This window comes from Anoxybacillus sp. TBDG-1, assembly GCF_054815885.1.
In genome coordinates, this window is sequence record NZ_JBTZSY010000015.1 from 18,503 (window position 1) to 30,661 (window position 12,159).

8 protein-coding genes are annotated in these 12,159 nt (G+C 42.8%); all 8 read left to right on the forward strand.

Annotation, left to right across the window (positions count from 1 at the left end; all coding sequences use genetic code 11):
* Nucleotides 1-33 precede the first annotated feature (33 nt).
* The 8 genes from rplL (at nt 34) to fusA (ending at nt 12,130) form a co-directional block, all read left to right on the forward strand.
* Nucleotides 34-399: a 50S ribosomal protein L7/L12 gene (gene rplL, locus ACYQY7_RS06375; protein ID WP_003397647.1), complete on the forward strand. Its 366-nt coding sequence runs from the start codon at nt 34-36 to the stop codon at nt 397-399.
* Between the two features lie 87 nt (nt 400-486).
* A complete protein-coding gene (locus ACYQY7_RS06380) occupies nt 487-1,086 on the forward strand; it encodes a class I SAM-dependent methyltransferase (RefSeq protein WP_461201262.1) in 600 nt (199 codons plus the stop codon).
* 207 nt (nt 1,087-1,293) lie between these two features.
* A complete protein-coding gene (gene rpoB / locus ACYQY7_RS06385; protein ID WP_461201263.1) occupies nt 1,294-4,854 on the forward strand; it encodes a DNA-directed RNA polymerase subunit beta in 3,561 nt (1,186 codons plus the stop codon).
* A gap of 49 nt (nt 4,855-4,903) precedes the next feature.
* Complete coding sequence (gene rpoC, locus ACYQY7_RS06390) at nt 4,904-8,503, forward strand: DNA-directed RNA polymerase subunit beta' (RefSeq protein WP_461201264.1); 3,600 nt, start codon at nt 4,904-4,906, stop codon at nt 8,501-8,503.
* Between the two features lie 126 nt (nt 8,504-8,629).
* Nucleotides 8,630-8,878, forward strand: a complete 249-nt coding sequence (locus ACYQY7_RS06395) for a 50S ribosomal protein L7ae-like protein (protein WP_461201265.1) — start codon at nt 8,630-8,632, stop codon at nt 8,876-8,878.
* 102 nt (nt 8,879-8,980) lie between these two features.
* The gene (gene rpsL, locus ACYQY7_RS06400) at nt 8,981-9,403 is read left to right on the forward strand and encodes a 30S ribosomal protein S12 (RefSeq protein WP_003397652.1); all 423 of its coding nucleotides are present in this window, start codon (nt 8,981-8,983) and stop codon (nt 9,401-9,403) included.
* Nucleotides 9,404-9,447: 44 nt separating this feature from the next.
* Nucleotides 9,448-9,918 (forward strand): 30S ribosomal protein S7, encoded by a 471-nt coding sequence (rpsG, locus tag ACYQY7_RS06405; RefSeq protein WP_461201266.1) that lies wholly within the window; start codon nt 9,448-9,450, stop codon nt 9,916-9,918.
* Between the two features lie 133 nt (nt 9,919-10,051).
* Nucleotides 10,052-12,130 carry an elongation factor G gene (gene fusA, locus ACYQY7_RS06410; RefSeq protein WP_461201267.1) on the forward strand — a complete coding sequence of 693 codons (2,079 nt, stop codon included), beginning with the start codon at nt 10,052-10,054 and terminating at the stop codon, nt 12,128-12,130.
* Nucleotides 12,131-12,159 lie beyond the last annotated feature (29 nt).

Here is a 12,159-nt window from a genome sequence, read left to right on the forward strand (position 1 = left end):
CTAAAATTAAAACATTAAGGAGGAAGATCGATCATGACTAAAGAACAAATCATTGAAGCGGTTAAAAATATGACTGTTTTAGAATTAAACGACTTAGTAAAAGCAATTGAAGAAGAGTTTGGTGTAACTGCTGCTGCTCCTGTAGTAGTTGCTGGCGGTGCTGCTGCTGGTGCTGCTGCTGAAGAAAAAACTGAATTCGACGTTATCCTTGCAGATGGCGGCGCGCAAAAAATCAAAGTTATCAAAGTTGTACGTGAACTTACTGGTCTTGGCTTAAAGGAAGCAAAAGACTTAGTAGACAACACTCCAAAGCCAGTTAAAGAAGGCGTTTCTAAAGAAGAAGCTGAAGAAATTAAAGCGAAGCTTGAAGAAGCTGGCGCGAAAGTTGAAATTAAGTAATGATGCAAAGAAGCTCGCTCGAAGTGGCGAGCTTCTTTGTGTTTTTATGTGCGTTCGTTTACAATGAAGGAAAGAGAGGTGAGAATGATGGGCGATCACTACTATACGGAGAGACCTACGGTAGAAAGTAAGCCGTTTCAATGGACGTATACGTTGCGGGGTCATCAGTTTTTATTTACAGTCGATCAAGGTGTATTTTCGAAAAAAGAAATCGACTTTGGTTCGCGACTACTAATTGAAACATTTATGGAGCCAGATGTGTGTGGAAATATTCTCGATGTAGGTTGTGGATATGGACCGATCGGTTTAGCGTTAGCGAAAGATTTTCCGCATCGAACTGTGCATATGATCGATGTAAATGAGCGAGCAATTGAACTAGCGAAGAAAAACAAACAGCAAAACGGTATTGAAAATGCACGAATTTACATAAGTAATTTATTTCAGCGAGTAGAAGGAATGTTTGCTGCAATTGTGACAAACCCACCGATTCGTGCTGGAAAAGCAGTCGTCCATTCGATTTTTGAACAAAGTGCAAACTACTTGCTCTCTGGCGGACAGTTATGGGTTGTCATTCAAAAGAAGCAAGGGGCTCCATCTGCATTAGAAAAGTTAAAAACGATTTTTGATGAAGTTGATGTTGTGGAAAAGAAAAAAGGTTACTTTATTATTCGAGCACAAAAAGCTTGACGCTCAATTTTGTGTATGGTACCATTATAAAATGCTAAATGTGTATTTTTTTTAGTTTACGTATGCTGTGTATGTATGTATAATTTTAGTTTTAAAGGAAAAACTTATAAAATATATAATAGGTCAAACATGTGGTTTTCTTATAAGAAACCATTTCTTTTTTGTCTGATGACAAGTTATTAATGTTTGATTTGAGGGGTGAATCAGTTGACAGGTCAACTAGTTCAATACGGACGACACCGCCAACGAAGAAGTTATGCGCGCATTAGTGAAGTGTTGGAACTACCAAATTTAATTGAAATTCAAACTTCTTCTTATCAGTGGTTTCTCGATGAAGGATTGCGTGAAATGTTCCAAGATATTTCGCCGATCGAAGATTTTACAGGAAATTTGTCACTAGAATTTATTGATTACAGCTTAGGAGAACCGAAGTACTCTGTCGAAGAGTCAAAAGAACGCGATGTTACATACGCAGCGCCGCTTCGGGTCAAAGTGCGCCTAATCAATAAAGAAACAGGTGAAGTAAAAGAACAAGATGTATTCATGGGAGACTTCCCGTTAATGACAGAAACGGGCACATTCATTATTAATGGTGCTGAACGTGTTATCGTTTCTCAGCTTGTTCGTTCACCGAGCGTATATTATAGCGGAAAAGTAGATAAAAACGGGAAACGTGGCTTTACAGCTACCGTCATTCCAAACCGCGGTGCATGGCTCGAATACGAAACAGACGCAAAAGACGTTGTGTACGTTCGTATTGATCGTACGCGCAAGTTGCCTGTAACCGTGTTATTGCGGGCGTTAGGTTTTGGCTCAGACCAAGAGATTGTCGATTTACTTGGTGATAACGAGTATATTCGTAATACGTTAGAAAAAGACAATACAGAAAGTACAGAAAAAGCGTTGCTTGAAATTTATGAACGGTTACGTCCAGGGGAGCCGCCTACCGTTGAAAACGCAAAAAGCTTGCTCATCTCTCGTTTCTTTGATCCAAAACGATACGATTTAGCAAGTGTTGGTCGTTATAAAATTAACAAAAAGCTCCATATTAAAAACCGTTTATTTGGTCAACGTTTAGCAGAAACACTCGTTCATCCAGAAACGGGTGAAGTGATTGCTGAAAAAGGAACAGTTCTCGATCGTAGAACGCTCGACCGTATTTTACCTGAGCTTGAAAAAGGGATTGGTATACGTAAATACCAACCGCTTGGGGGCGTTGTTGAAGATGAGTTTGCTTTGCAGGCAATCAAAATTTATGCTCCAAACGATCCAGATGGCGAAAAAGTCATCACGGTCATTAGTAACGGGTATATTCCAGAAACGGTAAAACATATTACACCTGCAGATATTATTGCATCTATTAGCTACTTCTTTAACTTATTGCATGGAGTCGGTGATACAGACGATATCGACCATTTAGGAAATCGTCGACTTCGTTCTGTTGGAGAGTTGCTACAAAATCAGTTCCGAATTGGTCTTTCGCGCATGGAGCGCGTTGTTCGTGAACGGATGTCCATTCAAGATACAAACACAATTACACCACAGCAACTCATTAACATTCGTCCGGTCATTGCGGCTATTAAAGAGTTTTTCGGAAGCTCACAATTATCACAATTCATGGACCAAACAAACCCGCTCGCAGAATTGACACATAAACGCCGTCTTTCTGCGCTTGGTCCGGGCGGTTTAACGCGTGAACGTGCTGGCTTTGAAGTGCGTGACGTTCACTATTCACACTATGGTCGCATGTGTCCGATCGAAACGCCAGAAGGCCCGAACATCGGATTAATTAACTCGCTTTCGACATACGCGAAAGTAAATAAATTTGGGTTTATTGAAACCCCTTATCGTCGTGTTGATCCTGAGACAGGAAAAGTAACGAATCAAATTGACTATTTAACAGCGGATGAGGAAGATAACTACGTTGTTGCCCAAGCAAACGTTCCGATTGCGGAAGATGGAACGTTTTTAGAAGAAAACGTTGTTGCCCGTTTCCGTGGTGAAAACATTGTCGTTAAACGCGATCGTGTGGACTATGTAGACGTTTCACCAAAACAAGTCGTGTCCGTAGCGACAGCTTGCATCCCATTCTTAGAAAACGATGACTCAAACCGTGCACTTATGGGTGCGAACATGCAACGTCAAGCTGTTCCACTTATGCAACCAGAAGCTCCAATCGTTGGTACAGGAATGGAGTATGTGGCAGCGAAAGATTCTGGCGCTGCAGTCATTTGCAAGCATCGTGGAATTGTTGAGCGAGTCGAAGCGAAAGAAATTTGGGTGCGTCGTTTAATCGAAGTCGATGGAAAAGAAGTAAAAGGCGATTTAGATAAATATCGCTTACTAAAGTTTGTTCGTTCAAACCAAGGAACGTGCTACAATCAACGTCCAATTGTCAAAACTGGCGACATCGTTGAAAAGGGCGAAATTTTAGCTGACGGTCCATCAATGGAAAAAGGGGAGTTAGCTCTTGGTCGCAACGTGCTTGTTGCGTTTATGACATGGGATGGATATAACTACGAAGACGCGATTATTATGAGTGAGCGTCTCGTTAAAGACGATGTGTATACATCTATTCATATCGAGGAATATGAATCCGAAGCGCGTGACACGAAGCTCGGTCCAGAAGAAATTACGCGCGATATTCCAAACGTCGGTGAAGATGCGCTTCGCAACCTAGATGAACGTGGCATTGTGCGCATTGGTGCAGAAGTGAAAGATGGGGATCTGCTTGTCGGTAAAGTCACCCCAAAAGGTGTCACGGAGTTAACTGCAGAAGAGCGCTTATTGCACGCTATCTTTGGTGAGAAAGCGCGCGAAGTTCGAGACACTTCTTTACGTGTACCGCACGGCGGAGGTGGAATCGTTCTCGATGTGAAAGTGTTTACTCGTGAAGATGGCGATGAGTTGCCGCCAGGCGTGAACCAGCTCGTTCGTGTGTACATTGTACAAAAACGGAAAATTTCCGAAGGTGACAAGATGGCAGGTCGCCACGGAAATAAAGGGGTTATTTCGCGCATTTTACCTGAAGAAGATATGCCATTTTTACCAGATGGTACACCGGTTGACATTATGTTAAATCCATTAGGCGTACCTTCGCGTATGAACATCGGGCAAGTGCTCGAGTTGCATCTTGGAATGGCGGCGAGAAAGTTAGGTCTTCATGTTGCTTCGCCTGTATTTGACGGCGCTCGTGAAGAAGACGTATGGGCGACGTTGGAAGAAGCAGGAATGGCGCGCGATGCAAAAACGGTTCTATACGATGGGCGTACTGGAGAGCCATTTGATAATCGTGTTTCTGTCGGTATTATGTACATGATTAAGCTTGCGCACATGGTTGATGATAAGTTACATGCTCGCTCGACAGGTCCGTACTCGCTTGTTACGCAACAGCCACTTGGTGGAAAAGCCCAATTTGGTGGTCAGCGTTTCGGTGAGATGGAAGTATGGGCGCTTGAAGCATACGGCGCAGCTTATACGTTACAAGAAATTTTAACTGTTAAATCAGACGATGTGGTTGGTCGTGTGAAAACATATGAGGCGATCGTAAAAGGTGAAAATGTTCCAGAACCGGGCGTTCCTGAATCGTTCAAAGTATTAATTAAAGAGCTACAAAGCTTAGGTATGGACGTAACAGTTTTATCAAGTGATGAAAAAGAAATTAGCATGGAAAACTTCGGGGAAGATGATGATGTGCAACCAGTTGACATCATCCCACCTACAGATGAGTCAGCCAAAGAAGATGAAGGCGTTGTTGTAAAAGAATAGTGTGTTGACATAAGGGTAAAACCTGGATATTAAAAGGGAGGTAGGCCCCTTGTTAGATGTGAATAAGTTTGAATATATGAAGATCGGACTCGCTTCACCCGAGAAAATTCGTTCTTGGTCGTATGGTGAAGTTAAAAAACCAGAAACGATTAACTATCGAACATTAAAACCAGAAAAAGATGGTTTGTTTTGCGAACGCATTTTTGGTCCGACAAAAGACTGGGAATGTCATTGCGGAAAGTATAAGCGCGTTCGTTATAAAGGTGTCGTTTGTGACCGATGCGGTGTAGAAGTTACACGTGCAAAAGTGCGCCGAGAGCGCATGGGTCATATTGAACTAGCAGCCCCTGTTTCACATATTTGGTACTTTAAAGGAATTCCTAGCCGCATGGGACTTGTCTTAGACATGTCCCCCCGCGCGCTAGAGGAAGTCATTTACTTTGCATCTTATGTTGTGACGGATCCAGGCGATACGCCGTTAGAAAAGAAACAATTGCTTTCTGAAAAAGAATATCGCGCGTATCGTGAGAAGTACGGAAACTCGTTCCAAGCTTCAATGGGTGCGGAAGCGATTAAAAAGTTGTTACAAGACATCGACCTTGAAAAAGAAGTAGAAACGTTAAAAGAGGAATTGAAAACGGCACAAGGACAGCGTCGTGCCCGTACAATTAAGCGTCTTGAAGTGCTTGAAGCGTTCCGTAACTCTGGCAACGATCCATCTTGGATGATTTTGGATGTACTACCTGTTATTCCGCCGGAATTGCGTCCGATGGTACAGTTAGACGGTGGACGTTTTGCGACATCTGACTTAAACGATTTATATCGTCGCGTCATTAATCGGAACAACCGTTTAAAACGTTTATTAGACCTTGGTGCACCGAACATTATTGTGCAAAATGAAAAGCGGATGCTTCAAGAAGCTGTTGATGCGTTAATTGATAACGGTCGTCGAGGTCGTCCTGTCACAGGACCAGGAAATCGTCCGCTGAAGTCGCTTTCCCATATGTTAAAAGGAAAGCAAGGGCGTTTTCGTCAAAACTTGCTCGGTAAGCGCGTTGACTATTCTGGTCGTTCTGTTATCGTTGTCGGTCCGAATTTGAAAATGTATCAATGCGGCTTACCAAAAGAAATGGCGCTTGAATTGTTTAAGCCGTTTGTTATGAAAGAATTAGTAGAACGTGGCTTAGCACATAACATTAAAAGCGCGAAGCGGAAAATTGAGCGCGTTCACCCAGAAGTTTGGGATGTTTTAGAGTCTGTCATTAAAGAGCATCCTGTGCTATTAAACCGAGCGCCAACGCTTCACCGTCTTGGCATTCAAGCGTTTGAGCCGACGCTTGTAGAAGGTCGTGCGATCCGCTTGCATCCGCTTGTATGTACGGCATACAACGCGGACTTCGACGGTGACCAAATGGCTGTGCACGTACCGCTTTCAGCAGAAGCGCAAGCAGAAGCACGTCTACTTATGCTTGCAGCACAAAATATTTTGAACCCGAAAGACGGAAAGCCAGTCGTTACGCCTTCACAAGACATGGTTTTAGGAAACTACTATTTAACGATGGAACGTGAAGGTGCAGTCGGTGAAGGGATGGTATTTAAAGATACGGACGAGGCGTTGCTAGCTTACCATAACGGTTATGTTCATTTGCATACACGCATCGCTGTTTATGCTGGTTCGTTGAAAAACGAAACGTTTACAGAAGAACAAAATAATAAATTGCTTATCACAACAGTTGGAAAGTTAATCTTCAATGAGATCTTGCCGAAGTCATTCCCGTATATTAATGAACCGACGCAAGAAAACATTGAAGAACGAACACCAGATAAGTATTTCTTAAATAAAGGTGTGAACGTGAAAGAAGAAATCCGTAAGCGTCCACTCGTTCCACCGTTTAAGAAAAAAATTCTCGGTAACATCATTGCAGAAGTATTTAAACGTTTCAAAATTACCGAAACGTCTAAAATGCTTGACCGCATGAAAGATCTCGGCTTTAAGTACTCAACAAAAGCCGGTATTACAATTGGTGTAGCGGATATCGTTGTCTTGCCTGAAAAACAAGAAATTTTAGAAGAAGCACAAGCAAAAGTTGATACGGTATTAAAACAATTTAGACGCGGTTTAATTACTGATGAAGAACGTTATGAGCGCGTTATCTCGATTTGGAGTGCGGCGAAAGACAAAATTCAAGGTCGCTTAATGGAGTCGCTTGATAAGCGAAATCCAATTTTTATGATGAGTGACTCTGGAGCCCGCGGTAACGCATCGAACTTTACGCAACTTGCAGGTATGCGTGGATTAATGGCGAACCCAGCTGGACGTATTATCGAGCTCCCGATTAAATCTTCGTTCCGTGAAGGTTTAACAGTACTTGAGTACTTCATTTCAACGCACGGGGCACGTAAAGGTCTTGCGGATACAGCGTTAAAAACAGCGGACTCTGGTTATTTAACGCGTCGACTCGTTGATGTTGCACAAGACGTCATTATTCGTGAAGATGACTGTGGTACAGATCGCGGTACGTTAATTCGTGCGTTAAAAGATGGCACAGAAGTGATTGTGAAACTTGAAGAGCGTCTTGTTGGACGTTATGCGCGCAAAACGGTGAAACATCCGGAAACGGGTGAAGTGCTTGTACGTGAAAATGAAATGATTACAGAAGACATCGCGAACGCGATTGTTAAAGCAGGTATTGAAGAAGTATGGATTCGTTCTGCATTTACATGTAACACGCGTCATGGTGTATGTAAAAAATGTTACGGACGTAACTTGGCAACCGGTGCGGAAGTTGAAGTTGGTGAAGCGGTTGGTATTATCGCAGCTCAATCGATCGGTGAGCCGGGTACGCAGCTTACGATGCGTACGTTCCACACAGGTGGGGTAGCAGGGGATGATATCACACAAGGTTTACCACGCGTACAAGAGTTATTTGAAGCGCGTAATCCAAAAGGGCAAGCCGTCATTTCAGAAATTGATGGTGTTGTTGTGGCGATTAACGAAACGCGTGACCGTCAACGTGAAATTGTCATCCAAGGCGAAGTCGAGACACGTACGTATACAGCCCCTTATAGTGCGCGCCTGAAAGTGCAAGAAGGGCAGAAAGTTGAGCGTGGTCAAGAGCTAACAGAAGGCTCAATCGACCCGAAAGAGTTGTTGAGAGTTAAAGATATGAACGCTGTACAAGAATACTTGTTGCGCGAAGTACAAAAAGTATACCGCATGCAAGGGGTAGAAATTAGCGATAAACATATCGAAGTGATGGTTCGTCAAATGCTTCGTAAAGTGCGTGTCATTGATGCAGGCGATACAGACTTATTGCCTGGTACATTACTTGATATCCATCAATTTACGGATGCGAACGCGAAAGTGTTGATGGCAGGCAAGCGACCAGCGACGGCTCGTCCGGTATTACTTGGAATTACGAAAGCATCGCTTGAAACAGACTCATTCTTGTCTGCGGCTTCGTTCCAAGAAACGACGCGCGTCTTAACGGATGCAGCGATCAAAGGAAAACGCGATGAATTACTTGGATTAAAAGAAAACGTTATTATCGGTAAACTTGTTCCAGCAGGAACAGGAATGGCTCGCTATCGCAAAGTAAAGCCGGTAATTAAAACAACAAAAGACGAAGATGCAGTTACAACGAAATAATTCATGAACCTATTGCTAGCACCGCTCGCTAGCAATAGGTTAAAAAATAATAGTTGACACAGAACTCAGAAAGTGATAGCATAATAAAGGTGTTCCGAAAACCTGTCACTTTGGAGGATATGTTACATGTCTTATGAAAAAGTCGCACAGGCAAAACAAATTGTTGTAGGAACGAAACAAACAGTGCGAGCTCTGAAAGATGGGAAGGTACATGGGATCGTCATTGCTGAAGATGCGGATGCAACAATTATCGATAAAGTGCTGGAAGCAGCAAGAGAGGCGAATGTACCTGTTTGTAAAGTGGACTCGATGAAAAAGCTCGGGAAAGCATGTAAAATCGACGTAGGGGCGGCTGTTGTTGCGATCATTCGTTAAAAACTGTTTTTGTGGGTTTACTACAAAAACTTTGTTTTTGCATAAAAATGAGCCACCTGGATGTGTGGGCTTGAATTTGATTGTGAAGGGAGGAAATTTACCATGCCTACAATTAACCAGCTTGTACGTAAAGGTCGTACAAAAAAGGTAGTGAAATCTAAATCACCTGCGTTAAATAAAGGGTATAACAGCTTCAAAAAAGTCCAAACAACTGTTTACTCTCCGCAAAAACGTGGAGTATGTACACGTGTAGGTACAATGACACCAAAGAAGCCAAACTCTGCGCTTCGTAAATATGCCCGTGTACGTCTATCTAACGGTATTGAGGTAACTGCTTATATCCCAGGTATCGGTCATAACTTACAAGAACACAGCGTTGTATTAATTCGCGGTGGACGTGTAAAAGACTTACCAGGGGTACGTTACCACATCGTTCGCGGTGCTTTAGATACAGCAGGTGTAGCGAACCGTATGCAAGGTCGTTCGAAATATGGTGCGAAAAAACCAAAAGCAGCTAAGAAATAACATTGAGCATTTCTCGCTGATTTTCACTGAAAGGAGGAAAAACTATGCCACGTAAAGGTCCGGTTCCTAAACGAGATGTGTTACCAGATCCAATTTACAATTCAAAGCTAGTTACACGTTTAATCAATAAAATTATGATTGACGGCAAAAAAGGTAAAGCGCAAAAAATTCTTTACACAGCTTTCGATATTATTCGTGAGCGCACAGGTAAAGATCCAATGGAAGTGTTTGAGCAAGCGTTGAAAAACGTTATGCCAGTTCTTGAAGTTCGCGCACGCCGTGTTGGTGGTGCAAACTATCAAGTTCCTGTTGAGGTGCGTCAAGAGCGCCGCACAACATTAGGTCTCCGCTGGCTTGTGAACTATGCTCGTCTTCGTGGAGAAAAAACGATGGAAGAGCGTTTAGCAAACGAGATCATGGATGCAGCAAACAACACAGGTGCAGCTGTGAAAAAACGCGAAGATACACACAAAATGGCAGAAGCAAACAAAGCGTTTGCACACTATCGTTGGTAATTTTTTCGTTCAATTAAGAATAGGTGAGAGCGATGCGGTTGAAACTAAAAAAGCATGCCCATCGCTCATTCGCCTATATTCTATATGTAAATTAAATTAAGATACTTCATTTAAGGAAGGAGAAAGAATCCATATGGCAAGACAGTTCTCCTTGGAAAACACTCGCAATATTGGAATCATGGCTCATATTGACGCCGGTAAAACAACTACAACAGAGCGTATTCTTTTCTACACAGGACGCGTTCATAAAATCGGTGAAGTTCATGAGGGCGCAGCGACGATGGACTGGATGGAGCAAGAACAAGAGCGCGGAATTACGATTACATCCGCAGCGACAACTGCTCAATGGAAAGGTCATCGTATTAACATCATCGACACACCTGGACACGTCGACTTTACAGTAGAGGTTGAGCGCTCATTGCGTGTATTAGACGGTGCAGTAGCTGTATTAGACGCACAATCAGGTGTAGAACCGCAAACAGAAACAGTATGGCGCCAAGCGACTACATACGGTGTTCCACGTATCGTTTTCGTAAATAAAATGGACAAGATTGGCGCAGACTTCTTATACTCTGTAAAAACGCTTCATGAACGTTTACAAGCAAATGCGCACCCTGTCCAATTGCCAATTGGTGCAGAAGATCAATTCACAGGCATTATTGATCTTGTTGAAATGTGCGCATACCACTATCACGATGAATTAGGAAAAAATATCGAGCGCATCGAGATTCCTGAAGACTATCGTGATATGGCAGAAGAATATCGCGGTAAATTAATTGAAGCAGTTGCAGAGCTTGATGAAGAATTAATGGTGAAATATTTAGAAGGGGAAGAAATTACGAAAGAAGAATTAAAAGCTGCAATTCGTAAAGCAACTGTTTCTGTTCAATTCTTCCCTGTATTCTGTGGTTCTGCATTCAAAAACAAAGGTGTTCAATTAATGCTTGACGGAGTTGTTGACTACTTACCATCACCAGTCGACATTCCTGCGATCAAAGGAACTGTTCCTGATACAGAGGAAGAAACAGTTCGCGAAGCGCGTGACGATGCTCCTTTTTCAGCGTTAGCGTTTAAAATTATGACAGACCCTTACGTTGGTAAGTTGACGTTCTTCCGCGTATACTCTGGTACATTAAACTCTGGTTCTTACGTGTTGAACTCAACAAAACGTAAGCGTGAACGTATCGGTCGTATTTTACAAATGCACGCAAACCACCGCGAAGAAATTGCACAAGTTTACGCTGGTGACATTGCGGCAGCTGTAGGTTTAAAAGATACAACAACTGGCGATACGCTGTGTGATGAAAAAGACCCAGTAATTTTAGAGTCTATGCAATTCCCAGAGCCAGTTATTCAAATCGCGATCGAACCGAAGTCAAAGGCTGACCAAGATAAAATGAGTACAGCATTGCAAAAACTTCAAGAAGAAGACCCAACATTCCGTGCATGGACAGACCAAGAAACAGGTCAAACGATTATCGCGGGTATGGGTGAGCTTCACCTTGACATCATCGTTGACCGTATGCGTCGCGAGTTTAAGGTAGAAGCAAACGTTGGTGCTCCACAAGTTGCATACCGTGAAACATTCCGCAAATCTGCACAAGTTGAAGGTAAATTTGTGCGTCAGTCTGGTGGTCGCGGTCAATACGGTCACGTTTGGATCGAGTTCTCACCAAACGAGGAAGGAAAAGGCTTTGAATTCGAAAACGCGATCGTCGGTGGGGTTGTTCCGAGAGAATACATTCCTGCAATTCAAGCGGGTCTTGAAGATGCAATGCAAAATGGTGTTCTTGCTGGATACCCAGTTGTTGACATTAAAGCGAAGTTATTTGATGGTTCTTACCACGATGTTGACTCAAGCGAAATGGCGTTCAAAATTGCTGCTTCTATGGCGTTGAAAAACGCAGCAGCAAAATGTGACCCAGTGTTACTTGAGCCGATCATGAAAGTAGAAGTTATCGTCCCTGAAGAATATTTAGGTGACATCATGGGTGACATTACTTCTCGTCGCGGTCGCGTCGAAGGTATGGAAGCTCGTGGTAACGCACAAGTTGTTCGTGCGATGGTTCCACTTTCTGAAATGTTTGGATACGCAACTTCATTGCGTTCAAATACACAAGGTCGCGGAACATTCACAATGGTATTTGACCATTATGAAGAAGTTCCGAAAAGCATTGCTGAGGAAATCATCAAAAAAAATAAAGGTGAATAATTGATTTTCTAGCATTGTTCAAGTATAAA